The organism is Dactylosporangium sp. CA-139114 (assembly GCF_050955725.1).
Taxonomy (GTDB): domain Bacteria; phylum Actinomycetota; class Actinomycetes; order Mycobacteriales; family Micromonosporaceae; genus Dactylosporangium.
The window spans coordinates 5,650,564-5,674,567 of record NZ_CP192080.1 but is presented as its reverse complement, the minus strand read 5'-3'; the positions used below and the strand labels follow the sequence as shown (position 1 = coordinate 5,674,567).

Here is a 24,004-nt window from a genome sequence, read left to right as displayed (position 1 = left end):
GTCCCGCGCCCCGGCCGACGAGGCCGGGGCCACCCCGTCCGTGGACATCGGCAAGAGGGCCGGCCCGCGGGTCCCCGCGCGGGGCGCCGCATCGGCGATGATGAACGGATGCGGACACGGGGGCCCGGGTGGTATCTGGGGTGGCTGGTAGGGCGGCAGAAGCGGCGGATCGCGCTCGGCGCGGTGTGGAGCACGCTGTGGATGCTCAGCCTCGCGATCACGCCGTACCTGCTCTCCCAGGCGGTCGACCGCGGCCTGCGCCCACGGCAGGCCGGCCCGCTGCTCGCCTGGGCCGGCGCGATCTTCGCGGTGGGCGTGGCGAACGCGGTGCTCGGCATCCTGCGCCACCGGACCATGACCAACATCCGGCTGGACGGCGCGTTGCGCACGGCGGACGCGGTCATGGCGCACGGGGTGGCGCTCGGGGCCGCGCTGCCCCGCCGGATCACCGCGGGCGAGGTCGTCACCATCGGCATCGGGGACGTGTGGCTCGTCGCGCGGGCGCTGACCGTGACCGGGCCGGGCGTGGGTGCCGTCGTCGCCTATGCGGTCGTGATGACGCTGCTCGTGCGGGTGTCCGGGATGATCGCGCTGGTGGTGGCGGCCGGGGTGGTCGTGCTCGCGCTGGTGCTCGGGCCGCTGCTGCGCCGGCTCAACACCGCCGGCGGCGAGTACCGCGAGCGGCAGGGGCGCCTGGCCACGCGGCTGGTCGACGTGCTCGGCGGCCTGCGCATCCTCAACGGGCTCGGCGGCAAGGACGCCCACCTGCGCCGGTACGCCGCGCAGTCCGACGCCGTCCGGGCCGAGGGCTACCGGATGGGCGGCGCGCTGAGCTGGATCTCCGCGCTCGGCGACGGCCTGCCGACGATCTTCCTGGCCGCGGTGACGTGGCTGGCGGCGCGGCTGACGGTCCGCGGCGAGCTCACCGTCGGCGAGCTGGTCGCAGTCTACGGCTACGTGGCGATCCTCGTCGTGCCGACCTGGATGCTGATCTTCAGCGCGGGTGACGTCAGCCGCGGGGTGATCGCCGCCCGGCGGATCATCGCGTTCCTGCGGCTGCCCGTCGAGGAGCCGGGCGACGGCACCGCCCCGGGGGGCCCGGCCGTCCTGCGCGACCCGGAGTCCGGCGTGGTCGCCGAGCCCGGGCGCCTCACCATGCTGGCCTCGGCCCGTCCCCACGACGCGGCCGCGATCATCGACCGGCTCGGCCGGTACGCGCCGACCGCCGCCTCCTGGGGCTCCTACCGCATCGCCGAGGTCGCGAAACCGGCGGTACGCGAGCGGATCCTGGTCGCCGACCACGACGCGGACCTCTTCGCCGGGACGTTGCGGGACGTGGTCGCGGGCTGCACCGGGGCCGGCGACGACGCGATCCGCCGGGCGATCGGCGCCGCGGTCGCGACCGACATCGCCGGGCTGGACCACCTCGTCGAGCGCGACGGCCGCAACCTCTCCGGCGGCCAGCGGCAGCGGGTCCGGCTGGCCCGGGCGCTCGCCGCCGACCCGGAGATGCTGCTCGCGACCGACCCCACCTCGGCGGTGGACGCGCACACCGAGGCGGCGGTCGCCGAGCGGCTGGCCGCGGCCCGCGCCGGCCGCGGCACCCTGCTGTCCACCACGTCGCCGGTGCTGCTGGACCGGGCCGACGTCGTGCTCTACCTCGTCGACGGCCGCGTGGCCGCCTCCGGCACGCACCGCGAGCTGCTGGAGCGCGAGCCCGGGTACCGCGACCTGGTGAACCGGACCTTCGCCGCGGCCCCGGAGGCGTCGTGAGCGCCCCGGTGCTGCCGATCGCCGACGCTCGCCGGGTCGCCCGGGCCGCCGGGCGCCTGATCGCCGCCGACCGGTGGGCCGCCGCCGGCATCCTCCTGCTCAACGTCCTGGCCGCGGTGGCCGCCCTCGGCGCGCCGTACCTGCTGGGCCGGATCGTCGACGCGGTCACCGGGCCGGGCGCCGCGGCCCGCATCGACCTGCTGGCCGGCGCCGTCGTGCTGTGCGCCCTGGCCCAGACGGTGCTCGCCCGGACGGCGCTGCTGCTCGGGTACCGCTTCGGCGAGCGCACCGCGGCCCGCATCCGGGTCGGCTTCCTGAGCCGCGCGCTGAGCCTGCCCGCCTCGGTGGTCGAGCGGGTGCCGCCCGGGGACCTGGCCGCCCGTGGCACGACCGACGTGGACGCGGTGGCCGGCACGCTGCGCGACGTGCTGCCGGGCGTGTTCGTCGCCGGCGTGCAGGCGCTGTTCCTGGTCGGGGCGGTGCTCGTGCTCGACCCGCTGCTCGGCGTGGCCGGTCTTCTCGGGCTCTCCGGCATCGTGGTCACCGGCCGCTGGTACCTGCGCCGGGCTCGCGGCGCCTACCTGGAGGAGGGGGCCGCGAACTCGGAGCTGGCGGAGGAGCTGGCCGCGACCACCGCCGGGGCCCGCACGATCGAGGCGTTCCGCCTGCACCGGTCCCGGCTGGCGGTGGGCCGGGCCGCGATCGCCCGGACCAGGCGCAGCCGGCTGGCCACCCTGCGCCTGCGCTCGGTGTACTTCCCGGCCGCCGAGGGCTCCTACAACATCCCGGTCGTCCTGGTGCTGCTGATCGGCGGGCTGCTCCAGCGCGACGGCCGTGTCACGCTCGGCACGGTCGTCGCGGCCACCCTGTACCTGCGCCAGCTGATCGGGCCGATGGACACCATCCTGATCTGGCTGGAGCAGCTGCAGAGCAGCGGCGCGTCGTTCGCCCGGGTCGAAGGGCTGGCCGCCGTGCCCGCCGAACCGGCGACGGCCGCGGCCGCCCCGGACGGCGACCGGATCGAGGTGCGCGGCGTCAGCTACGCGTACCCCGGCGGCCCGGACGTGCTGCACGACGTGGATCTCACGGTCCAGCCCGGCGAGCGGCTGGCGATCGTCGGCCTCTCGGGGGCCGGCAAGTCCACCCTGGGCCGGCTGCTGGCCGGCGTGGATCGTCCCCGCACCGGCACGGTCACCGTCGGCGGGGTCGCGGTCGCCGACCTGCCGCCGGACCTGCTGCGCCGGCAGGTCGTGCTGGTGACGCAGGAGCACCACGTCTTCCGCGAGACGGTCCGGGACAACCTGATCGTGCCGGCGCCGGACGAGCGGCTGGCCGCGGCGCTGCGCACGGTCGGCGCGGACTGGGCCGACGACCTGGACGCCGACCTCGGCGAGCACCCGCCGACGGGTGCCCAGGCGCAGCAGCTGGCCCTCGCGCGGGTGCTGCTCGCCGACCCGCACACGGTGATCCTGGACGAGGCGACCGCGCTGCTCGACCCGCGCGCGGCCCGGGCGGCGGAGCGGGCACTGGCCGCGGTGCTGCACCAGCGCACGGTGATCGCCATCGCCCACCGCCTGCAGACGGCGCACGACGCGGACCGCATCGCGGTCATGGACGGCGGCCGGATCATCGAGGTGGGCACCCACGACGAGCTGATCACGCACGACGGCCCGTACGCGAGGCTCTGGCGGCAGTGGCACGGCGGGTGACGGCGGCCCGGGTGCCGGTGTGGCTGCTCGGCGTCGACGGGGTGATCAACGTGCGCGGTGCCTCGCGCGGGGGCGGTGTTCGACGAGCTGACCGGGGGCGGCGGCCTGCTGATCCGGCCGCACCCTCGCCGCGGTCCGCGGCCCCGGGACCTCGACCGCATCGAGGCGTTCGCGCGTGCGAGGAGGGCGCGGCGCCGCCGGGACGCGGCATCCGCGGCTCCCGACTCTTACATTTAATAATGTTAACTGCTAGCGTTCCTCACCATCGATCCATCGATGGTGAGGAGCTCCATTGAGAACTCGACGTCGTAGATTGGCCCTGGCAGGGGGCGCGGCACTGACCATCGCGGCAACCCTCTTCCTCGTGCCCATGCTCCACGCGGAGGCCGCCAGCACCGCCGCCCTGGCCGCGTGTACCGCCCCGAACTGGGCCGAGGGCAACACGTACACCGTCGGCACCCAGGTGACGTACCAGGGCCACACGTACCAGGCCCTGCAGACGCACACCGCCTACCCGGGCACCGGCTGGAACCCCGCCGCGACGCCGTCGCTGTGGAAGGACCTCGGCGCCTGCGGCGGCGGCCCGACCACGCCCCCGCCCACCACGCCGTCGGGCGTGCCGTCCGCCCCGGGCAACCTGCGGATCACGGCCACGACCAACACCAGCCTCGCGCTGGCGTGGAACGCCTCCACCGGCACCGTGACCGGGTACCGCGTCTACGAGGGCACCACGGTGAAGGCCACGGTCACCGGGACCAGCACCACGGTCTCGGGCCTGGCGGCGGGCTCGACGCACACGTACACGGTGAAGGCGTACAACGCCCAGGGCGAGTCCGGGGCGTCGAACAGCGTCACCGGCACCACGACCGGCGGCACCACCACCCCGGGCGGCGGCACCGCGGCACCGTACCTCTACATGGGCTGGGGCGACCCGCCGAACCCGCAGACCGTCCAGTCGGCGACCGGCATCAAGTGGTTCACGATGGCGTTCGTGCTGTCCAGCGGCGGCTGCACCCCGGCCTGGGACGGCAGCCGGCCGCTCACCGGCGGCGTGGACCAGACCGCGATCAACCAGATCCGCGCCGGCGGCGGCGACGTCGTCCCCTCGTTCGGCGGCTGGTCCGGCAACAAGCTGGGCCCGAACTGCTCCACCCCGCAGGCCCTGGCCGGCGCCTACCAGACCGTGATCAACGCGTACGGCCTCAAGGCGATCGACATCGACATCGAGAACACCGACGAGTTCGAGAACGACACGGTGCGCAACCGGATCGTCGACGCGCTCAAGATCGTCAAGCAGAACAACCCGAGCCTGAAGGTCATCGTCACCTTCGGCACGGCGACGACCGGCCCCGGCTACTACGCGCAGCAGCTCATCAGCCGCGCCGCGTCGACGGGCGCCAACATCGACGTCTTCACGATCATGCCGTTCGACTTCGGCGGCGGCGCGAACATGTACCAGAGCACGGTGAGCGCCTCCGAGGGCCTCAAGACCATGCTCAAGTCGGCCTTCGGCTGGGACGACGCCACCGCCTACAAGCACATGGGCATCTCCGGCATGAACGGCCTGTCCGACCAGCAGGAGAACACCACCCCCGCGCAGTGGCAGCAGATCCGCGACTACGCGCAGAACAACCACCTCGCCCGCCTGGCCTTCTGGTCGGTCAACCGCGACCGGCCGTGCCCGGGTGGCGGCGTCGTGTCGAACTGCTCGGGCATCTCGCAGAACACCTGGCAGTTCACCCAGATCACGGCCACCTTCACCGGCTGAGATCCCACCCGGGGGGCCGGCGCCGCGGCGCCGGCCCCCCGGCCCGGTGCGCCCGGGCGGCTCAGCCGTCGCCGGCGCTCAGGGTCCAGGGCTTGGCCAGCACGCCGCCCCGGGACCGGATGTCCTCGGCCAGGCGGCGCTGCGTCGCGCCGTGCACGCCCGGGGCGTCGGCCGCCTCGAGCTCGTGGCCCTCGCAGCGGTACCAGCGGGGCCCTTGCAGGTCCGCGTAGTCGACGCGGAGCGCGACCAGGCCCTGGTCCGTGGTGAGCAGGACGGTCACGCTGCCGTCCCGGTCGCCCCACGCGTCGGCGCCGTGGTCGAGGACCTCGCACCGGCTGATCCGGCCGTAGGGGGAGAGCGGGCCGACGAGAGTCCTGCCCGGCTCGGCGCCGCAGATGCCGTCGCTCGCCTCGTGGACGGCGCTCAGGTGCATCACGTAGCGCACGCCGGTGAGCACCAGGCCCAGCGCCGCGACCGGCGTGAACAGGACCAGCAGGATCAGCGCGGCCGAGCCGACCGGCGTTGTCCGGCGTTCGCGGACGAACATGGACGCAGCCTAGCGCCGCCATGGACGCGGGGAACCTGACCAGGGCCGCCGGCACCGTGCGGGCGGCCTTGACACGAGGGGGCGTCAGGGCTGGGCGTCGAGCAGCCCGCGGCGGCGGGCGACCGTCGCGGCGTCGGTGCGCGAGTTCACGCCGAGCTTCGACAGGATGTTCGTGACGTGCACGCCTGCCGTCTTGACGGCGATGGACAGCGCCTCGGCGATCTGCCGGTTCGTCCGGCGCTCGGCCATGAGCCGCAGCACCTCCAGCTCGCGGTCGGTGAGCCGGGCGGCCCCGGGCTCCAGCCGGCCGCTCTTCTGCAGCGCCGCGGCCTGCTCGGCGAGGGGCCGGGCACCGAGCCGGTGCACGATCGCGGCGGCCTCGCGGGCCCAGGCGACCGCGGTGGACTTGTCGCGCGCGGCGCGCCCGGCCCGCACGAGGGTCTGGGCGACCCGATACGGCTGGCCGGCGGCCCGCCAGGCGGCGATCGCCTCGTCCCACCGGCGGGCGACGGTCAGGCTCGCGGCGCGCTGAGCCGGCCCGTTGACCGGCAGCCGCTGGGCGTAGCGGCGGTCCGGCTCGGGCTGGGCCAGCAGCAGGGACCAGGCGAGCGCGGGGTGGGCGGGGATCTGCCGGTCGTCCAGCGGCGCGTCCTGGCCGAGCAGGACGCGCAGCTCCCACAGCGGGATCAGGAACTGCCGCCCCGTGTAGCGCTCACCCAGCAGGTCCTCGGCGGTGCGCGCGGCGTGCTCGGCGCGCTCGCGGTCGCCCTCGAGCGCGTCGAGGCGGCCGACGGCGATGGTGAGCACCGCGCGGTACAGCTGCGGCGGCGACGACGCGAGGGCCGCCTCGGCGACCGCCCGGGCCCGCGGCCACTCGCCGAGCGAGGTGAGCGACGCCGTGAGCGCGGCGGCGAGCATGGCCCCGCGCAGCGCCCGGGATCCGGTGCGCCGGGCGGTCGCCAGCCCGGCCTCGGCCACCTCGGCGGCGGCCCGGGACTCGCCGGCGGCCTCGAGCGCGCTGGCCTCCACGACCCGGCCGAGCAGTTCGGTGTCGTCGTCGCCGGCCTCGCGGGCGAGCCCGATCGCCTCCCGGGCCCGGCTCACCGCGATGCGGGAGCCGCTGGTCCCCGGGTCGGCGCCCGGGCCGGGGTCGCTCGCCTCGGCCGCGAGGGTGACGAGGGCGAGGGCGCGCACGGCCGGGTCGCGGTCGTGCGCGGCCTCCTCGGCGAGGGCCTGGGCCTCGGGGGAGCGGCCCAGCGCCTCCAGCCGGCTCGCGAGCGTCGCCCGGATGCGGTGGTTGCGGGGCTGCTGGGCCAGGGCGGCGCGCAGGTCCTCGATGCCGTCGCCGCCGCCGCGCTCCCGCAGGTGGCTGCGCGTCTCGAGCAGCGGCGCGATGCGGGCCGGGTCGCGGGTGTCGGCCAGCGCCTCGGCGGTCAGCGCCAGCCCGCGGTCGAGGGCGCCGGGGTGCAGGGCGGCGGCGTGCAGCGCGGCGACGGCGGCGGCCATGAGCACGGCCACCCGGTCGGTGCGGGTGCGGAACTCGGGGTCGAAGACCTGGCCCCAGGTGGCCGCGACCCGTTCGAGCATGCGCAGGCGGCCCGCGTGCGCGGAGCGGGCCACGGCCGCGGCCCGCCAGGCGGCGTCGAAGGCCCGGTCCACGTCGCCGGCCGCGTGCCAGTGCTCGGCGAGCTCGACGAGCGCGGCGTCGGCCGGGCGGAAGCCGAGCGAGGCGGTGATCGCGTCGGCGGCGAGGCGGTGCAGCCGGGCGCGTTCGGCCGGGCGCAGGTCCTCGTACACGGCCTCGCGGACGAGCTCGTGCCGGAACCGGTACTCGCCCTCGAGCAGCCCGGCCTCGACGGCGGGGCGCAGGCGCTCGCCGGGCGCGCCGACGATGCGCTGCAGCAGGGCCGGGTCGGCGGCGCGGCCGAGGACGGCGGCGACCCGGACGGCGGCGCGGCTCTGCGGCGGCAGCGCGCGGAACGGGGCCAGCAGCGGCTCGGCGAGCAGCCGCAGCGGATTGCCGGCGGCCCGCCGGACCCGGTCGGGGTCGGGGTGGCCCAGCAGCGCCGCGGCGTCGTCGTCGGCGAGCGGGCCGAGCCGGATGCGCTCGGCGCCGGGCACGTCGTCGGCGGGGCCGCCGTACGTGGCGATCACCAGCACCCGGGGCCGGCTCAGCGCCGCGGCCAGGTAGGCCAGCAGCTCCCGGCTCGCCTGGTCGGCGCGGTCGAGGTCCTCGAGCACGAGCACCACCGGCGCGGCCGCCTCGATCCGCGCCAGCGCGGCCGCCCGCGACGGCTCGACGTCGCCGAGCGCGGCCAGCAGCGGCGCGTAGGGCTGGGCGTCGCCGCCGAGCACGGGGGCCTCGCCGACCAGGACGGTCGCGTCGGCGGTCGCGGCGAAGGCGGTCACGAGCGCGGACTTGCCGATGCCCGCCTCGCCCTCGACGAGGACGACCCCGGGCCGGGCCCCGGCGGCCTGCCAGGCCTCGTTCAGCAGGGCCAGTTCGCGATCGCGACCGATGAGATGCACCCCATCAATCTAAAGACCCCGTCAGGGCGCGCCGCAGGTCGGGCTCCAGGGCGGTCTCGTAGGCCGGATCGGGCCGCGCCCCGACCGCCGCGATCACGGTGCTGAAGAAGCAGCGCGCGGCCGCGGTCAGGGCCACGTCGAGGATCTCCGGGTCGCTGAGGCCGTGTCCGCGCAGCACCTCGACCTCCGCGGCGGTGATGCCGTTCGGGTCGCCCGCGACCCGCTCGGCGAAGTCCATCACCGCGGCGTCGGCCGGCGACAGGCCCGCCGTGGCGTGATCGCCGGCGATCCGGGTCACCGTCTCGGCGTCGTAGAAGTGCTCGCGCAGGACGGCGCCGTGGGCGAGGCTGCAGTACCGCGAGCCGAGCCGCCGGGCCGCCGCGAGGGTGGCCAGCTCGTAGCGGCGCAGGTCCATCGTGGACTTGATCGCCCCGTTGAGCGCGGCCCACGCCGCGACGGCGGACGGGCGCCACGCCAGGGCGCGGGTGTAGTTGGCGACGTAGCCGAGCCGGTGGCGGTCGGCGGCGTAGAGGAGCTCGACGTCCGGGTCGGACTCGGGCGGGTCGGCGAGGTAGGACATGCCGGGCACGCTAGGGCGCGCCGCGGCGCCCGCGCATGGGTGAAGCTGCCCATGTTGGCTACTCCGGCGACGCACGGCGCGGCGTCGCCGCGTCGCTGCGAGCCCTGACGTGCGTTAGGGTCGGCGCGTGCGGGTGTTGATGGTGGCGCCGCCGGGCGCGGGCAAGGGCACGCAGGGCGCCGTGATCGCGGAGCACTTCCACATCCCGCGCGTCGCTGTCGGCGATCTGCTGCGCCGCAACGTTGCCGAGGGCAACGACCTCGGCCGGCGGGTCGAGCCGCTGCTCGGCCGGGGCGAGCTGGTCCCCGACGAGATCGTCCTCGAGCTGCTGCGCCAGGGGCTCGAGCAGGCCCGGTCGGCGGGCGGCGGCTACGTCCTCGACGGCATCCCGCGCACGATGGAGCAGGCGCTGGCGGCGTACCGCGTGGCCCGCTCCCTCGGCATGACCGCCGACGTCGCCCTGCACCTGCGCGCGGACGACGACGAGCTGATGCGCCGCCTGCTGAAGCGGGCCGCGGTCGAGCACCGCGCGGACGACACCGAGCCCGTGATCCGCCAGCGCCTCAAGCTCTACCGCGAGGTCACGGCGCCGGTCCTGACCTTCTACGAGCGGCGCGGCATCCTGCTCGAGGTCGACGCGACGCGCTCGGTCGAGGCCGTGAGCGCCGACGTGCTCGCGGCCCTGCGGGCCCGCGCCGGAGCCTGAAGCCGCCGTCGCGGTGGGCTACGCCGCCAACGAGGTGCCCGGCCCCGGCTGCTCGCCGCGCTCGCGGCGGCCGGCCGTCCGGGCGCGTGTGATACTGCGCGCATGAGGCTGGTGCAGATCGCGCAGCGGGCCGAGGATCTCGGGCGGGCCACCCGGTGGTACGCCGAACTGCTCGGAGCCCGGCCGGTCGCCGTGTTCGACCCGCCCGGGATGGTCTTCTTCGAGGTGGGCGGCACGCGGCTGCTCCTCGATCGCAACGCCCCCGCGGCCCTGCTCTACCTCGCCGTCGACGACATCGAGGGCACCGCGGCCCGGCTGCGCGACGCCGGCGCCACCGTGCGCTCCGAGCCGCACCTCATCTTCACCCACGCCGACGACACCCTCGGGCCGGCCGGCGCCGAGGAGTGGCACGCATTCGTCGAGGACAGCGAGGGCAACCTCGTGGGCCTGGTCGAGCAGCGGCGGTGAGCCGGCCGCTGCGCGTCGGGATCCTCGGCGCGCCAGGCGCGCTGGTGAAACCGGCCCGCGAGGTTCCCCTGGTGAAGGTCGCCGCCGTCGCCGCCCGCGACCGGGCCCGCGCCGAGGCGTTCGCGCCGCGGCATCGCATCGGCACCGTGCACGCGGGCTACGCCGAGCTCGTCGCCGACCCCGGCCTCGACGCCGTCCACATCCCGCTGCCCAACGGCCGGCACCACGAGTGGACGCTCGCCGCGCTCGCCGCCGGCAAGCACGTGCTGTGCGAGAAACCGCTGACCGCGAACGGCGCCGAGGCCCGTGCGGTCGCCGACGCCGCCGACGGGTCGGGGCTCGTGGTGATGGAGGCGCTGAGCTAGCGGCGGGCGCCGCGCAGGAGCAGCACCAGGCCCACCACGGCGACGATCGGGCCGATCACCGCCCACCGCGTCGAGCCGCTCATCGAGCTGCCGCCCAGCACGCCGAGCCCCTGCAGCGTCCACACGATCCCGGCCAGCAGTGCGAGCACGCCCACGACGACGAAGACCCAGCGCATGCGCTCAGCCTGCTCCACCATCGCCGCCGGCACAATGGGCGTCATCGTCCGGTAAGGAATACAGGGCCGCGACGGCGAGGGCCGCCTCGCGCAGCGCCGCGCGCAGCGGTGCGGGCGAGCGCACCTCCAGCCGGGCGCCCAGACCGAGCAGACTGCCGACCGCGTGCTCGACCCCGTGGAACGACAGCTCCAGGCGCGTGCCGGAGCCGCCGGTCAGGTGCCGGGCCAGCACCCGGCGCGCGAGGGCGGCCGCGGCCGGGTGCGCCTCGGCGACGACGTGCAGGTCCCGCGGGCGGGACTCGACGCCGCAGCGCAGCGCGGCCCACGTCCCGGGCAGGTCGAAGCCGTCGGGGCGGTCGGCCGGCTCGGGGCGCACGGTGCAGGACTCGACGCGGGCGACGCGCAGCAGGGCGGGCTCGGCGGTCACCAGATACCAGACGCCGGCCTTGGCCACCAGGCCCGCCGGGTCGACCGTGCGGCGGGTCCGGTCGCCCTCGCTGTCGCGGTACACCACCTCGATCCGGCGTCCCCGCAGCAGCGCCTCGTGGATGGCCGGCAGGTGCGGGACCGGCTCGCCGGAGCGCATCCACGGGTCGACGTCGACGAGGACATGGCTGCGGCCGTCGGCCAGCCCGCCGCGCAGCGCCCCGCCGCCGGCCCCGGTCAGCTTCTCCAGCGCGGTGTCGAGGGCGTCGCCCAGTCCCAGGTCGCCGGCGAGACGCGCCTGCCCGACGGCCAGGCCCGCGCCCTCGGCCCGGCTCAGGTGCGCCAGGCCCGCCCGGTAGGTGTCCAGGAGCCGGATGCCGCCGTTGCGCCCGCGCTCGGTGTAGACGGGGATGCCCGCGCCGCTGAGCGCCTCGACGTCACGCAGCACCGTGCGGACCGAGACGCCGAGGCGTTCGGCCAGGTCGGGGGCGGCCGCGCCGGGCCGCGCCTGCAGGAGCAGGACGAGCGAGAGGAGGCGGTCGCCGCGCATGATCACACGGTACCGCCGAAAACATGACAACACGTGTCCTGTTTCGGGCCGCAGGATGGGCGGCATGCACACACGCATCACGGGGCCCTACGACATGGCCCGGCAACAGGAGTTCTTCGGCGGCTGGGTGCGCCCCGCCGACGACCCGCGCTCGATCCTCATGGCGTTCCCGGTCGAGGGCTGGGCGGACTCGGCCGCGGTGCTGCTGCGCCAGGACGGCGACGCGGTCACCGGCGAGGTGGCCGGCCCGGCCGGGGCCTGGGAGCAGGCGCTGGCCACGCTCTCGCTCGACGAGGACGGCGGGGCTGGGCCGCGGTCGGCGAGCGCGACCCGGTCATCGGCGCGCTGCAGCGCGAGCACGCGTACCTGCGGCCGGTGCTGTTCCACTCGCCGTACGAGGCGGCCTGCGCGTTCGTCATCGGCCACCGGATTCGCGTCACCCGGCAGCGGGCCATCCGCGCCCGCATCGCCCGCGAGCACGGGCCGGCGATCGAGGCCGGCGGCCGGGTCGTGCACGCGTTTCCGGCGCCGCAGGTGCTGCGCGGCCTGGCCGAGCTGCCGGGCGTGGACGCGGAGAAAGTGGCGCGGCTGCATGGGATCGCCGACGCCGCGCTCGACGGGCGCCTCGACCGCGCCCGGCTGCGGGCCATGCCGCTCGCCGAGGCCTACGCGGACGTGAAGCGGCTGCGGGGGATCGGCGACTTCTTCGCCACCGGGATCGTGCTGCGCGGGGCCGGGCGCGCCGACGCCGTCCCCGCCGAGGGGTTCACCAGGTCCGGGATCCGGCGGCTGTACGGCCTGAGCCACGAGCCCACCGACGCCGAGATGCTCCGGATCGCCGAACCGTGGCGGCCCTACCGCATGTGGTGCTCGGTGCTCGTGCACGCGAGCGAGCGCCGCGCACAGTCGTGAAGCTGGACGATGCTCAGCAGCGGCCAGGGCTTCGTCCTTGCAAGACCGCGGCGGGGAGCGGACGCCGCTGTCCGCTCCCCGCCGCCTACCCGCGCAGGGTCAGCGCAGCAGGGACAGCACGTTCTGGGGTGCCTGGTTGGCCTGGGCCAGCATGCTGGTGCCGGCCTGGGTCAGGATCTGCGAGCGGGTGTACGACACCATCTCCTGCGCCATGTCGGTGTCACGGATACGCGACTCCGACGCGGACAGGTTCTCGACCGCCACGTTGATGTTGTTGATGGTGTGCTCGAACCGGTTCTGGTAGGCACCGAGCGTCGCCCGGGCGGTCGAGACGCCCTTGATCGCGGTGTCGATCGCGGCGATCGCGGCGGTGCCGGACGTGGTGAGGTCCAGCGACGCCACGCCGAGCCCCGCGGAGTCGAACCCGGTCACGCCGGTGACGCTGCCGAACGCGGCGGTGCCGAGGTCGACGGCGATCTGGTCGGACGACGAGCCGTTCGCGCCGACCTGGAAGGTGCCGGTGTAGGAGCTGCTGCTGTCCAGCAGCTTCTGGCCACCGAACGCCGTGGTCGAGGCGATGCGGTCCAGCTCCTGGCCCAGCTGCGAGAACTCGGTCTGCGCGGCGGCCCGCGCGTCGGAGTCCTGCGAACCGGTGGAGGAGGCCTGCACCGACAGGTCACGCATGCGCTGCAGGATCGAGTGGGTCTCGGTCAGCGCACCTTCAGCGGTCTGCACGACGGAGATGCCGTCCTGGGCGTTGCGCACGGCGACCTTGAGGCCGCCGATCTGCGAGCGCAGGCCCTCCGAGATCGACAGGCCGGCCGCGTCGTCCGCGGCCCGGTTGATCCGGTAGCCCGACGACAGCTTCTCCAGCGACTTGCTCATCTGGGTGTCGGTGACCGACAGGTTCCGGTACGCGTTCTGCGCGGCGATGTTGTTGTTGATGCGAAGACCCATGGTGTCCTCCTTGGATCGGGTCAGGGCCGGTGGCCGTCCTTGGCCGCCGTTGCCAGTGCCATCGCCCGCCCGGCGCCCGGGCTGAGGAATCGGCGGCGGAACTGCCCGATCGGATGACAGGACCGCGGGTCAGCCGAGCGCTGCGGGCCGGTCCAGGACGTCCTGCACGAGTCGCAGCGCCCGCGCGTCCATGGCCGCCCGGAGCCCCGGGTCGGCCGGGGTCGTGGTGCGGTACAGCACGACGCACCGCGACCCGTCGTCGTTCACGCCGTTGCAGGAGGCGGTGCCCGGCGCGGCCCCCGGGTGCGCCCAGAAGCCGCCCGAGCGGGACGGCACCCGGAAGACTCCCAGCCCGAACCCGAGGCCGGGGAGCACCTGCTGATACGTCTGCGCCGGCACGACCCGGTCCAGCTCGGCGAGCCAGTCCGGGCCGAGCAGCTCGCCGCGGCGCAGCGCGCACCAGAACCGGGTCAGGTCGGCGGTGCTGCTCACCAGGCCCCCGGCCGCGTCCAGGGCGGTCGGGTTCAGCTCGGTGACGTCGACCAGCGGGCCGCCGGGCCACTGCTGCTGGTAGGCGCGGGCGGAGGAGCGCGGCAGCGACGGGTGGTCGTACGGGTAGTAGGTGTCGCGCAGCCCGAGCGGCCGGGCGATGTGGTTGCGCACCTGCTCGGCCCAGGAGCGCCCGGTGACCGCCCGCACCACGAGACCGGCCAGGACGTAGTTCGTGTTGGAGTACGACCACCCCTCGGTCCGCGGCCCCCGGCTCAACGCGACGAGCTCCTCGGGGTCGCGGTGCGCGAACCGGGGGCCGCCCGCGAGCGCGCCGAGGTAGTCGGGCCGGCCGCTGGTGTGCCGCAGCAGGTCCCGCACGGTGGTGGCCGCGTCCAGGCCCAGGCCGGGCAGGTGCGAGGCGACGGCGTCGTCGAGCGACAGGCGACCCTCGGCGGCGAGCCGCAGGACGACCACGGACGTGAACGTCGCCGTCGCGCAGCCGATCCGGAACCGCCCCGCGGCCGGCATGAACGATGTCCCGTCGTAGTTGGCCCAGGCCCGCGCGGACACGTCCCGCCCGGCGTCGTGCACCTGCCCCTGCGCCCCCGTGGCGCCGAGCCGGCAGAGGTCGTCGAGCGCGTCGCGCAGCAGCTCGTGCAGCTCGTGCCGTTCGGCGACGGCGATGGTCTCCCGCATGCCACCAGCCTGAACCGCGGCGGCACCCGAAGCGATCCCGCCACCATGTCGCACGAAGGTAGGGCTAGCCGTACCTCCAGCGCCTCGATCCGCGTGAGCGTGACTGCAGCTCGTACCCCACCGGGTGACGGTTCCGGGCGACGGACCATGATGGGGTGTGACCTTTCGCGTAGCCGACGCCGCCGACGTGCCCGTGATCGTCGCGCTCGTGCAGTCCGCGTACCGCGGCGACGCCAGCCGCGCCGGCTGGACCACCGAGGCCGACCTGCTCGACGGGCAGCGCACCGACCCGGCCATGGTCGCGGCCGCGATCGCCGAGCCGGACAGCGTCGTGCTGCTCAACCTGGACGGCGACGCCGTCGTGGCCTGCGGGCAGCTGGAGCGGCGGGACGGCTACGCCTACTTCGGCATGTTCGCCGTGGACCCGGCCCGCCAGCGCGGCGGCTTCGGCGCGGCCCTGCTGGCCGAGGCCGAGCGCCACGCCCGCGACGCCTGGGACGCGGCGGAGGTGCGCATGACGGTGATCGTGCAGCGCGACGAGCTCATCGCCTGGTACGAGCGGCGCGGGTACGCCCGGACGGGGGAGATCAGCCCGTTCCCCTACGGCGACGAGCGCTTCGGCGTGCCCCGCCGCCCCGACCTCGCCTTCGAGACCCTCGTCAAGAAGGTGGCGTGAGCCTGTTCGCCGGGCGCATGGGGCCGCCGGACCTCATCGTGTGGCGGCCCTGAGCACCTCGGCGATGCCGGTCGGCGCGCGGCCGAGCAGCGACTCCAGGTCGCCGGTCTGCCGCTCCAGGCGGCCCGCCTTCGCCAGGCCGTGCAGGTACGCCATCGGGCCGGGCGGGGGCTCCTCGCGGTACGCCACGCCGAGCAGGCGCGCCAGCTGCGGGTAGGTCCACAGTGGACCGGTGAGGTCGTAGGCCCGGCCCTCGTGGCCGCCGGTGGTCAGCACGGCCGCGGCGGCCGCCGCCAGGTCGGCGCGGGTCGCGGTGTTCAGGCCGCGGCCGCCGGTGCCGCTCGTCAGCTCGGGAAGCGCCGGCAGGCCCGGGTGGACGAAGGCCTCGGTGTAGAAGGGGTTGCGCAGCATCGTGTACGGCCCGCCGCGCTCGCGGACCGCGGCCTCCGTCGCGTGGTGCGCCTCGGTGACGCCCGGGCCGGGCTCGTCGGCGCCGAGGAAGCTCGTGTACGCCAGCAGCCCGACGCCGGAGGCGGCGTCGATCGCGTTGCGGTGCTGGGCCAGCCGGCGCGCCGGGTCGAGCTCGGGGGAGGAGATGAGCAGCAGCCGGTCGACGCCCTCGAAGGCGCGCCGCAGCGACCCCGGCTCGTCGTAGTCGCCGTGGCGGGCCTCGACCCCGTCGACCCGCCCGGGGTCGCGCACGACGGCGACGACCCGCGACGGCGGGACCCGCCGGAGGAGTTCCGCCAGCACCAGCCGGCCCAGTGCGCCCGTCGCGCCGGTCACTGCGATCAAGTCCGTAGCCACCCGCCAAGATTCACACGGCCGTCAACGCGTTTTCGCGCCGGCCGCCCGGCCGCTGCCGCTTCTGCCGGTGCCGGCGCGATCGTGCTGGTCGGCGGGTTCACGCGCGCGTCAGCGAACCTTCCGATGCCCCGCCCAGGGGCTCCGGGGCCCGGAGCGGAACGGATTCGGGGCGGATCAGCGCGCGGGCGGGAGCTGGCGCGGCGGGTGATGGGCCATGTGCGGATGGGTGAGCATGGGCGGTCGGCGGTACATGGTGATCGCCCGGCCACCGAGCGCACGCGTCGCGTTGCCGTTGGTGACGCCGCCGAGGATGATCCCGAGCCCCGGAATGACCTTGGCCGCCATCTTCTTCACCGCTCGCACGCCCGCCATCTGCGCGAGCTTGAGCCCGAGGCGCATGAGCACCTTGCGCATCTCGGGACGGTCGGCGGGCAGCAGGGCGTCGACACTTTCCCGCCCTCGCGCGACGGCGAGCGCGGTGCGGGCCGTCTGCGTGTACTTGTGGATGCCCTGCAGCACCAGGAGGTCCACGGCCCGGTCGGGGTGCGCGGGATCGACGCCGTAGTTGGCGGCGAGCATGAGCACCATCCGCGCCTGCGTCCAGGCCAGCACGCCGACGTCGAGGAGGGTGCCCGCGACCGGCACGGCGCCGCCGACCGCCCCGGAGAGCCGCGACTGGTTCACGTACCGGTAGATGATCATGTCCGCGAGCGCGTCGGCGGGGGCGCCCGGGTTCTGGCCTTTGAGCTTCGCCAGCTCGACGGTCATCCTGGGGCCGAGCCTGGTGACCGCTTCGAGGGCGAGGTGCTCGGGCGCGTACTCCGGGTCCGCCTTCATCTTCGCCCAAAGCCCCGGCGGCGGCCCCTCGACCTTCGGTGCGCCCGGGTCGCCGCGCCCCTCGCTGCCGGCGTCGGCCTCGGCCGCCGGGTCGGATGCGACCGGCACTGCGGAAACCGGCACCCCGGCAGTCGGCACTGCGGAAACCGGCACCCCGGCAGTCGGCACTGCGGAGATCGGCGCTTCGGGAGTCGGCTTGTCGGCGGTCGGCGTCGGCCCGTCGGCCGCGGGTTGCGCCGGGGGAGTCGGGCCCGCGGCGGGTGCCGTGAAGGATGGCTCGGTCACCCGCCCAACGGTAATCACCACGTGCCACGTCACGGAGTCGGGTTCCCGATCGCCACAAGACCGTGACATGTGCAACGGCCGGTACGCTGATCGCGTGAGCCTGCCGGAGTGGGCGCCCGAGGGCGTCGATGTGACGGTTCCCAATGCCGCCCGGGTGTACGACTACGGCTTGGGCGGCTACCACAACTTCGCCGTCGACCGCGAATTCGCCGAGCAGCTCATCTCGGCCTGGCCCGGCATCCTGCAGGTCGCGCACACGAACCGGGCATACCTGGGCCGCGTCGTGCGCTGGCTCGCGGCGCAGGGCGTGCGGCAGTTCCTCGACATCGGCTCCGGCATCCCCACGCGGGGCAACGTCCACGAGGTCGTGCAGGCGATCGATCCCGACGCCAGGGTGGTCTACGTCGATGTCGACGACGTCGCCGTCTCGCACGGCCAGGCGATCCTGGCGGGCAACCCGCACGCCGCGGCCATCGGCGGCGACCTGCGCCACCCGGCGGGCATCCTCGGCCACGAGCGGGTCCGCGCCCTCATCGACTTCGACCGCCCGGTGGCGGTGCTGCTGGTCGCGGTCCTGCACTTCCTCAGCGACGAGGACGACCCGCCGAAGCTGGTGCGCGAGCTCACCACGGCGCTCGTCCCCGGCAGCTACGTCGCCGTCTCGCACTTCACCGCCGTCGACGATCTCGGGCGCGAGCACGAGGAGGTGACGAAGCTGTACGACCGCACGCCCACCTCGGTGCGCACCCGCGATCCCAAGCAGGTGGCGGGTATCCTGGCCGGCCTCGAGCTGGTCGAGCCGGGAGTGGTGCCGATCACGAGCTGGCACCCCGACCCGCAGGAGCCGGCGGAGCACGAGCAGCGCTCGGTGCTTGGGGCGGTCGGCCGCAAGCCCGAGTAGGCCCGCATCCGGTCAGCGCTCGGCACCGGGCTGCGCAACCAGGCGTACCAGCGTGTCGACGAGCTCATCGGCATCGGTCTGCCACTTCTGCGCCGTGAGGTGCCCGGCGAGCTCCAGCCCCGCGATCCCGTGCGCGCTGGTGAGCAGCAATGCACCGTAGCGCCGGGCGTCCGGTTCCCCCACGATGGCCGCGACGATCCCCAGGAACTCGTCCTGGCTGCGCGAGGCCGCCCGCAGGACCGCTTCCGGGTTGCTGGATGGCCGGGTGAACATGAGTTGGTACAGGTGCGGCTGCTGCCGGCCGATGCCGAGCATGGCCAGGAGCGCCCCGCGGAGCCGCTCGGACGCGGACAGGCCGGAATCCGCGCGCAGGGCCTGAAACCGGTCGCCGACGCGCTCCCAGCTCTCGGTCGCGATCGCCGCGAGCAGGCTCTCCTTGTCCGGGAAGTGCCGGTACGGCGCTCCCCGCGAGACCCCCGCCCGAGCGCCGACCTCACGGAGCGTGACCGCCTCGGGGCCGCCGACGTCGAGCAGCTCGGCGGCCGCGTCCAGGAGGGCGCGACGGGTGGCGGCAGCGGACTCCACGCGGCTGATCACGTGCCCCAGCATACAGTTGACAGCGTCATCCGAGTTTGCCGCCGCGTCGCCCGGCCGGCCCCGCGGTCTGTGTCAGGTGGTCTTCGTGGGGCGCGGGTTCGCCGGGCGCTGACCGTTCCCGCCATTGCCCTGACGCAACAGGCTCACGTCGGTGACCTCCGTGGCCGTGGCAGTGCCGCCGGAGACGGTGCCGACCACGGTGACGGTGGCACCGGTCTTCACGTCGGCAATCGCGGCCGCGCCGTTGTTGACCTTCGTGGACTCGCCGACCACGAACGTCGAGGAGAAGCCGTCCTCGCTCTTTGCCGTGATCGAGGTGGCACTCACCGCCGTGACGGTGCCCGTCTGGAGGCGCTCGGTGACGTACTGTCCGTTGCTCCCCCTCACCACGAAGTCCCCGTGCAGCGCACCACCGAGCGTGGTCATCCCGCCACGGCCGAACCCGCCGCCCTGTGCGCCGATGCCGCCCTGGTTGCCCCGCGGACCCTGGCCGTTCTGGCCGTTCTGACTGCCCGGACCGCCCGGGAGGCCCTGGCCGCCGCCGCCGGGGAAGCCCTGGCCGCCCGGTCCCTGGCTCTGCGTGGCGTTGTCGTCACTCGCGGCCTGCGCCACGGCCACCCCGCCGCCGATCACGATGACGGCGGAGACGGCGGCCACGATGCCCAGCTTGAGCCGCGACGAACGCTGCGGGGCCGCCGAGGAACCCACGCCGGCGGCCGCCGGGCCGAACGGCGCACCCGAGGCCCAGGCCGGCGCCGCCACGAAGCCGGGCGGGCCGGACACCGGCTGTGAGGGTGCCCCCTCGGCCCAGACGGGAGTCGCGGCGGGAGCTGGCTGGCCGGCCGCCGGTTGCGTCGCCGCACCGGCGGCAATCGGCTCAGCCGGGGCGGCCGGGGGCTGTGCCGGGGCTGGGTGAGCAGGTGTCGTAGCGGGCTGTGCGGGGTCCGCTACGGACCAGGTCGGGGCCGTCGCGGGCAGGAGCGGCGACTGTGGTGCCGCCGGGGTCCCGTCCGGTGCCGGGCCGGCGGCGGAAGCAGGCGCCGGGCCAGCGGCGGGAGTAGGAGCCGGGCCCGTGGTGGCGGGAGCGGGTGCCGGGCCGGTGGTGGCGGGAGTAGGAGCCGGGCCCGTGGTGGCGCGAGCGGGTGCCGGGCCACTGGCGGGAGCGGGTGCCGGGCCGGTGGCGGGAGCTGGTGCCGCGTCAGTGGCGGCGGGAGCGGGTGCCGGGCCGGCGGCGGGCGGAGAAGCCTGGTCGTCGTGGGCTGAGCTCATCGCGCTAACTCCTGCGGAGAAGTCGGACCTGTGCTGACGACCGTGCGCGCCGGAGCTGGCACCGCACTCCCACCCGCCTGGCAGGTAACTGTGAATTCACAATTCGCTACTACCGTTGTGATCATGAGTGAGGTCGTGGAGCTGGCGCGGGCATTGGTGCGGTACGACACCACGAACACCAGCGACGATGGAGCCAGCGGGAACGAGCGGGCCGCGGCGGAGTTCGTGGCCGAGCGCCTCGCCGACGCCGGTTTCCAGCCGGTGTACCTCGAGGCGGCGCCCAAGCGCGGCAACGTCGTCGTGCGCCTGCCCGGTGCCGACCCGCAGCGCGGCGCGCTGCTCGTGCACGGCCACCTCGACGTGGTCCCGGCCGACGCGTCCGAGTGGTCCGTGCCGCCCTTCGCGGGCGAGATCCGCGACGGCTACCTGTGGGGACGCGGCGCGATCGACATGAAGCACATGGTGGCCATGGCGCTGTCGGTCGCGCGGAAGTTCAAGCGTGACAACGTGGTACCGCCCCGTGACATCGTGTTCGCGTTCGTGGCCGACGAGGAGGCGGGCGGCCGGCAGGGCGCGGGCTTCCTCGTCGATCAGCACCGCGAGCTCTTCGACGGTGTCACCGAGGCGGTCAGCGAGGTCGGCGGCTTCTCGTACACCGTGCGCGACGACGTGCGCGCCTACCTCGTCGAGACCGCGGAGAAGGGCGTCATGTGGCTGCGGCTCAAGGTCCGCGGCACGCCCGGGCACGGCTCGATGCTGCACACGGACAACCCCGTGGCGAAGCTGACCACGGCCCTGGCCCGCCTCGAGGCGCACGAGTTCCCGACGGTCCTGCACCCGGCCGTGCGGGAGTTCCTCTCCGGGGTGAGCGAGCTGACCGGCGTACCCTTCGACGCCGACGACCCGCAGTCCGCGATCGCCCGCCTCGGCTCGCTGTCACGCATGATCGGTGCCACGCTGCGTGACACCGCGAACACGACGATGCTCAAGGCCGGGTACAAGGCCAACGTCGTGCCGTCGATCGCCGAGGCCACGGTGGACGGCCGGATGCTGCCCGGCCGCGAGCGCGAGTTCGAGCGCGAGCTGGCCGCGGTCCTCGGCCCCGACGTGGAGATGGACTGGGACCTGCTGCCCCCGGTCGAGACCACGTTCGACGGCCGGCTCGTCGACGCGATGGCGGCCGCGATCGAGGCCGAGGATCCGGGCGCGCGCCTGCTGCCGTACATGCTCTCGGCCGGCACCGACGCCAAGTCCTTCCAGCGCCTGGGCATCCGCCACTTCGGCTTCGCCCCGCTGCGCCTGCCGCCGGACCTGGACTTCACCGCGCTGTTCCACGGCATCGACGAGCGCGTGCCGCTGGACGGCCTCGAGTTCGGCGAACGCGTCCTGGAGCGCCTGCTGCGCACCTGCTGACTGAGGTCGGTGGGGCGGCGGGCACGCTCCCTGACCAAAGCGGCGGGCACGCTCCCTGACCAAAGCGGCCGGTCGGGCTCACGCACGGACATCGCGCGTGGGTGTGTCGCCGTTCGGGCGAATCGGCGGACGCGGCCGCTCGGCCGCATCCGCCGTCGTCGCGTCAGACCCGGAACGACAGCCGTGTCGTGCCGATGACGATCTCGTCGCCCGGATGCAGGATGACCGTCGTGTCCACGCGGCGGCCGTTGACGATCGAGCCGTTGGCCGAGCCGAGGTCGGTGAAGACCGCGCGGTGGCCGTCGTACTCCACGCGCGCGTGCTGCCGCGAAGCGCCCACGTCGGCTAGGCGCAACGACGCCTGCTCGCCGCGGCCGATGATCGTCGCGCCCTGCGCGAGCGGGTAGTTCTGGCCGTCCTCGGTCACGAGCCGTACGCCGTGGCCCTCACCCGGAGCGACCTCGCCGCCGGTGTAGACCTGCGCGCTCACGCGGAACAGGCCGGTGTCGAGGTCGTCACCGCGGGTGATCTCGACCACGATGTCGCCGTAGACGGCCCAGCCCTGCTCCCCGACGTACTCGGCCTGTGACTGCGCGAGCTCCTGCGCCAGGGCCGCCGCGAACGGCGCGAGCCGCGTGTGGTCGGCGGGCGCGAGGGCGATGAGGTACCGGTTGGGAACGAGGATCCGCCCGCCCGTCATCTGGGTCTGGTTGGTGTTGGCCTCGCCCTGCATCGCGTTGAGGATCTCGACCGGGTGCACGACGCCCTTGAAGACCTTGGCGAAGGTGCCTTCCACCATGCCTTCCAGCCGCTTCTCGAACCGCTGCAGCGCGCCCAACTCGTCCCCCATTCAACGTGACCGGCAGCAACTGTGTATCACGCCGGTGGTATCGACGCAGCCGCGAGGACGACGTGCCCCGGACCCGTGACGGAGATCATTGCGCGGACCTGCGCGATGGCTGGCCAGCACCGGCCCCGGCGACTCATGGCAGCGCGCCGCCGGGCGAGATGGTGCCGCGCACGGTGACACCAGGCGTCGATACGAGCCTGGTCGAACCGCCACGACGCGGGGCAGCGGCGGTAGCGCGAAGGGCACTGGTCGCGAAGACCGGGCGCACGCCGCGGACCCGGGGCCGGCGGAGCGGCCGGAATTCTGAGAAACGGCTGAAACTGCAACCAACCGCTGTCCTGAATCCGTCTTCAGGGACGAAACACGGTCGCACACTTCGGGGGGATATTGTGACCCGCCGAGGGACACCTGGTGCCGGGGAGTGGTATGGCGAAGAAGCGTGGGAAGAAGGACCCGTTGTGGGCGCGGTTGTCCCTGGTCGGAGGGGCAGTCCTGCTGCTGCTCAGCGGAGGTTCCCTCGTCGGTGGCAATCTGTTGCTCAATCACTACAGCGACCAGATCACCCACGAGGGCGGCCTCGGTGAAGCGGCCTCGGGCGCGACCATCGACGGGCCGATCAACCTGCTCCTCGTCGGCATCGACGAGCGGGTGAACCAGGAGGCGATGGGCGCGCGGGCCGACTCGATCATCGTCGCCCACGTGCCGGCCTCGCACGACGCGGTCTATCTGATGTCGATTCCCCGGGACACCAAGGCGGCGATCCCGGCGAACAAGAAGACCAAGTACAACGGCGGCACCGACAAGATCAATGCCGCGTTCCAGTTCGGCTACCAGAACGGCGGCGGGCGCGACGGCGGGCTGGCGCTGCTGGCCGAGACGGTGAGCGCGATGGCCGGCGGGGGACTGAAGTTCAACGGCGCCGCGATCGTGAACTTCGACGGGTTCTCGGGGCTGGTGAAGGCCCTGGACGGCGTCTACATGTGCGTCGATGAGAAGACCACGTCGATCCACACCGGGTGGAACACCAAGACCGGGGCCGAGGGCGTGCCGTACAACTTCAACGCCGACGGCATCCCGACGAGCCTGAAGCCGAACATGCGCCCGATGATCTACGAGGTCGGCTGCCGGGACTTCGCCGCGTGGGAGGCGCTGGACTACGTGCGCCAGCGCGACAAGCTCGCCAACGGCGACGGTGACTACGGCCGCCAGCGCCACCAGCAGCAGTTCATCAAGGCCATGGTGAAGAAGGCGATGAGCGCCGGCGTGCTGGCCAACCCGATCAAGGTCAACGAGGTGCTGAACTCGGTCGGCAAGGCGGTGTCGTTCTACAACAACGACGTCTCGCTCGCCGACTGGATCTTCACGCTCAAGGGCATCAACCCCGACGGCATGATGACCCTGCGCACGAACAACGGGCAGTTCAAGACCGAGATCATCAACGGGCAGTCCTTCGAGGTCCTCGACCAGACGGCGATGGACCTGCTCAAGGCCTACGGCAGCGACAGCGTCGGCCCGTTCGTCGCGGCCCATCCGGAGATGGTCGCCAACGACGCGGCCACCCCCGCCGCGGCGCCCTCGAACAAGTAGCCACACCAGGGCGGCCCCGCTCCCGGCCAGGGATGCGGGGCCGCCGCCGTGTTTGCGGACGGGGCTCAAATCCGGTAATACCTATCTCATTAGCAGAGAATAATTCTGTCGGACTGTTGACGGAAAAA

At 74.4% G+C, this 24,004-nt stretch carries 24 protein-coding genes; 11 read left to right on the top strand and 13 right to left on the bottom strand.

Annotation, left to right across the window (positions count from 1 at the left end; genetic code table 11):
• The first annotated feature begins 108 nt into the window (after positions 1–108).
• From ACQP2P_RS24890 to ACQP2P_RS24880, 3 genes are all read left to right on the top strand, one after another.
• Entirely contained in the window at positions 109–1,773 is a 1,665-nt protein-coding gene (locus ACQP2P_RS24890) for an ABC transporter transmembrane domain-containing protein (protein ID WP_433604531.1), read from the top strand.
• Complete coding sequence (locus ACQP2P_RS24885) at positions 1,770–3,482, top strand: ABC transporter ATP-binding protein (protein ID WP_433604529.1); 1,713 nt, start codon at positions 1,770–1,772, stop codon at positions 3,480–3,482. Before ACQP2P_RS24890 ends, ACQP2P_RS24885 begins: the two co-directional genes overlap by 4 nt.
• 370 nt (positions 3,483–3,852) lie before the next feature.
• Entirely contained in the window at positions 3,853–5,250 is a 1,398-nt protein-coding gene (locus ACQP2P_RS24880) for a carbohydrate-binding protein (RefSeq protein WP_433619249.1), read from the top strand.
• A 61-nt stretch (positions 5,251–5,311) separates the two neighbouring features.
• Here the strand turns inward: ACQP2P_RS24880 and ACQP2P_RS24875 are convergent, their stop codons facing one another.
• The 3 genes from ACQP2P_RS24875 to ACQP2P_RS24865 all read right to left on the bottom strand — a co-directional run bounded on the left by ACQP2P_RS24875 (position 5,312) and on the right by ACQP2P_RS24865 (position 8,906).
• Complete coding sequence (locus ACQP2P_RS24875; protein WP_433604527.1) at positions 5,312–5,797, bottom strand: hypothetical protein; 486 nt, start codon at positions 5,795–5,797, stop codon at positions 5,312–5,314.
• A gap of 84 nt (positions 5,798–5,881) precedes the next feature.
• Positions 5,882–8,326, bottom strand: coding sequence for an AAA family ATPase (locus ACQP2P_RS24870; protein WP_433604525.1), 2,445 nt, complete (start codon positions 8,324–8,326; stop codon positions 5,882–5,884).
• Between the two features lie 4 nt (positions 8,327–8,330).
• Positions 8,331–8,906, bottom strand: coding sequence for a carboxymuconolactone decarboxylase family protein (locus ACQP2P_RS24865; RefSeq protein WP_433604523.1), 576 nt, complete (start codon positions 8,904–8,906; stop codon positions 8,331–8,333).
• 127 nt (positions 8,907–9,033) lie between these two features.
• On the opposite strand from ACQP2P_RS24865, the gene ACQP2P_RS24860 reads away from it, so the two are divergent.
• The 3 genes from ACQP2P_RS24860 to ACQP2P_RS24850 all read left to right on the top strand — a co-directional run bounded on the left by ACQP2P_RS24860 (position 9,034) and on the right by ACQP2P_RS24850 (position 10,445).
• Positions 9,034–9,612: an adenylate kinase gene (locus ACQP2P_RS24860; RefSeq protein ID WP_433604521.1), complete on the top strand. Its 579-nt coding sequence runs from the start codon at positions 9,034–9,036 to the stop codon at positions 9,610–9,612.
• Positions 9,613–9,714: 102 nt separating this feature from the next.
• A complete protein-coding gene (locus ACQP2P_RS24855; RefSeq protein WP_433604519.1) occupies positions 9,715–10,080 on the top strand; it encodes a VOC family protein in 366 nt (121 codons plus the stop codon).
• Positions 10,077–10,445, top strand: coding sequence for a Gfo/Idh/MocA family protein (locus ACQP2P_RS24850; RefSeq protein WP_433604517.1), 369 nt, complete (start codon positions 10,077–10,079; stop codon positions 10,443–10,445). The genes ACQP2P_RS24855 and ACQP2P_RS24850 overlap by 4 nt, the downstream gene beginning before the upstream one ends.
• Here the strand turns inward: ACQP2P_RS24850 and ACQP2P_RS24845 are convergent.
• The 3 genes from ACQP2P_RS24845 to ACQP2P_RS24835 all read right to left on the bottom strand — a co-directional run bounded on the left by ACQP2P_RS24845 (position 10,442) and on the right by ACQP2P_RS24835 (position 11,984).
• Positions 10,442–10,621: a hypothetical protein gene (locus ACQP2P_RS24845; RefSeq protein WP_433604515.1), complete on the bottom strand. Its 180-nt coding sequence runs from the start codon at positions 10,619–10,621 to the stop codon at positions 10,442–10,444. The genes ACQP2P_RS24850 and ACQP2P_RS24845 overlap by 4 nt on opposite strands.
• 4 nt (positions 10,622–10,625) lie before the next feature.
• A complete protein-coding gene (locus ACQP2P_RS24840) occupies positions 10,626–11,597 on the bottom strand; it encodes a helix-turn-helix transcriptional regulator (RefSeq protein ID WP_433604513.1) in 972 nt (323 codons plus the stop codon).
• Between the two features lie 87 nt (positions 11,598–11,684).
• A complete protein-coding gene (locus tag ACQP2P_RS24835; RefSeq protein ID WP_433604511.1) occupies positions 11,685–11,984 on the bottom strand; it encodes a hypothetical protein in 300 nt (99 codons plus the stop codon).
• On the opposite strand from ACQP2P_RS24835, the gene ACQP2P_RS24830 reads away from it, so the two are divergent.
• On the top strand, positions 11,973–12,509 hold the full coding sequence (locus ACQP2P_RS24830; protein ID WP_433604509.1) for a DNA-3-methyladenine glycosylase family protein: 537 nt from the start codon (positions 11,973–11,975) through the stop codon (positions 12,507–12,509). The genes ACQP2P_RS24835 and ACQP2P_RS24830 overlap by 12 nt on opposite strands.
• A gap of 99 nt (positions 12,510–12,608) precedes the next feature.
• Here the strand turns inward: ACQP2P_RS24830 and ACQP2P_RS24825 are convergent, their stop codons facing one another.
• Together ACQP2P_RS24825 and ACQP2P_RS24820 are read right to left on the bottom strand one after the other, a co-directional pair.
• On the bottom strand, positions 12,609–13,466 hold the full coding sequence (locus tag ACQP2P_RS24825) for a flagellin (protein WP_433604507.1): 858 nt from the start codon (positions 13,464–13,466) through the stop codon (positions 12,609–12,611).
• Positions 13,467–13,595: 129 nt separating this feature from the next.
• On the bottom strand, positions 13,596–14,654 hold the full coding sequence (locus ACQP2P_RS24820; RefSeq protein ID WP_433604505.1) for a serine hydrolase domain-containing protein: 1,059 nt from the start codon (positions 14,652–14,654) through the stop codon (positions 13,596–13,598).
• A 157-nt stretch (positions 14,655–14,811) separates the two neighbouring features.
• Between ACQP2P_RS24820 and ACQP2P_RS24815 the strand changes: the two genes are divergently transcribed.
• Positions 14,812–15,330 (top strand): GNAT family N-acetyltransferase, encoded by a 519-nt coding sequence (locus tag ACQP2P_RS24815; RefSeq protein WP_433604503.1) that lies wholly within the window; start codon positions 14,812–14,814, stop codon positions 15,328–15,330.
• A 33-nt stretch (positions 15,331–15,363) separates the two neighbouring features.
• Here the strand turns inward: ACQP2P_RS24815 and ACQP2P_RS24810 are convergent, their stop codons facing one another.
• Both ACQP2P_RS24810 and ACQP2P_RS24805 read right to left on the bottom strand, forming a co-directional pair.
• A complete protein-coding gene (locus ACQP2P_RS24810; RefSeq protein WP_433604501.1) occupies positions 15,364–16,137 on the bottom strand; it encodes an NAD(P)H-binding protein in 774 nt (257 codons plus the stop codon).
• 174 nt (positions 16,138–16,311) lie between these two features.
• Positions 16,312–17,082 (bottom strand): EcsC family protein, encoded by a 771-nt coding sequence (locus ACQP2P_RS24805; protein WP_433604499.1) that lies wholly within the window; start codon positions 17,080–17,082, stop codon positions 16,312–16,314.
• A gap of 271 nt (positions 17,083–17,353) precedes the next feature.
• Between ACQP2P_RS24805 and ACQP2P_RS24800 the strand changes: the two genes are divergently transcribed.
• Positions 17,354–18,160 (top strand): SAM-dependent methyltransferase, encoded by an 807-nt coding sequence (locus ACQP2P_RS24800; protein ID WP_433604497.1) that lies wholly within the window; start codon positions 17,354–17,356, stop codon positions 18,158–18,160.
• 12 nt (positions 18,161–18,172) lie between these two features.
• On the opposite strand, the gene ACQP2P_RS24795 is transcribed toward ACQP2P_RS24800, so the two are convergent.
• On the bottom strand, positions 18,173–18,757 hold the full coding sequence (locus tag ACQP2P_RS24795; protein WP_433604495.1) for a TetR/AcrR family transcriptional regulator: 585 nt from the start codon (positions 18,755–18,757) through the stop codon (positions 18,173–18,175).
• 72 nt (positions 18,758–18,829) lie between these two features.
• Complete coding sequence (locus tag ACQP2P_RS24790; RefSeq protein WP_433604493.1) at positions 18,830–19,540, bottom strand: hypothetical protein; 711 nt, start codon at positions 19,538–19,540, stop codon at positions 18,830–18,832.
• 609 nt (positions 19,541–20,149) lie between these two features.
• On the opposite strand from ACQP2P_RS24790, the gene ACQP2P_RS24785 reads away from it, so the two are divergent.
• Positions 20,150–21,439, top strand: a complete 1,290-nt coding sequence (locus ACQP2P_RS24785; RefSeq protein WP_433604491.1) for a M20/M25/M40 family metallo-hydrolase — start codon at positions 20,150–20,152, stop codon at positions 21,437–21,439.
• Positions 21,440–21,602: 163 nt separating this feature from the next.
• On the opposite strand, the gene ACQP2P_RS24780 is transcribed toward ACQP2P_RS24785, so the two are convergent.
• Positions 21,603–22,289, bottom strand: a complete 687-nt coding sequence (locus ACQP2P_RS24780) for an FhaA domain-containing protein (protein ID WP_433604489.1) — start codon at positions 22,287–22,289, stop codon at positions 21,603–21,605.
• A gap of 426 nt (positions 22,290–22,715) precedes the next feature.
• On the opposite strand from ACQP2P_RS24780, the gene ACQP2P_RS24775 reads away from it, so the two are divergent.
• A complete protein-coding gene (locus tag ACQP2P_RS24775; protein ID WP_433604487.1) occupies positions 22,716–23,876 on the top strand; it encodes an LCP family protein in 1,161 nt (386 codons plus the stop codon).
• The last annotated feature ends 128 nt before the right edge of the window (positions 23,877–24,004 follow it).